Origin of the sequence: Streptomyces sp. P17 (assembly GCF_032436805.1) — a bacterium.
Taxonomy (GTDB): Bacteria; Actinomycetota; Actinomycetes; order Streptomycetales; family Streptomycetaceae; genus Streptomyces.
On record NZ_JAVRBF010000403.1, the window covers coordinates 1 to 384 of the forward strand.

Annotated in this window: 1 protein-coding gene; it reads right to left on the reverse strand. The window is 66.9% G+C overall.

Annotated elements, in window-relative coordinates; all coding sequences use genetic code 11:
- A partial coding sequence (locus tag RMT89_RS41490) for a hypothetical protein (RefSeq protein ID WP_315888931.1) occupies window positions 1-257 on the reverse strand: 257 nt, incomplete at its 3' end.
- Between the last annotated feature and the right edge of the window lie 127 nt (window positions 258-384).

A 384-nucleotide genomic window follows, 5' to 3' on the forward strand; every position in this document is an offset into this window, starting at 1 on the left:
GCCTCCTCGACGGCGAGCAGTCCGTCTCGGGAGGGGTGGGGGTCGTGCCAGAGTTGCCCGTCGCGGTAGAGCACCTGGTGATGTGTGCCGCGAGGAGACGGGCCTGCTGCGAAGACGAGTTCGCCGTCGAGTGCGTCCTCGACGCTGTCGAGGTCCACGGGCCACACTCCGGCGCCTGCGCAGTAGCCGAGGAACATCGACCAGAAGAGCTTGCGGTCCGGGTCGTCGTCGTCGCGGAGTTTGCCGTTGTGCATCATCTGTCCCCACTCGACGAAGTGAGGGACGTCTCGCAATGGTCTGCCTAGGGCTGTGGCGACGCATGCTGCGAAGCAGTTGCCGGGGCGGCGGGGGTCGGTGTGGAGGCCGGTTTGATCGACGGTCATC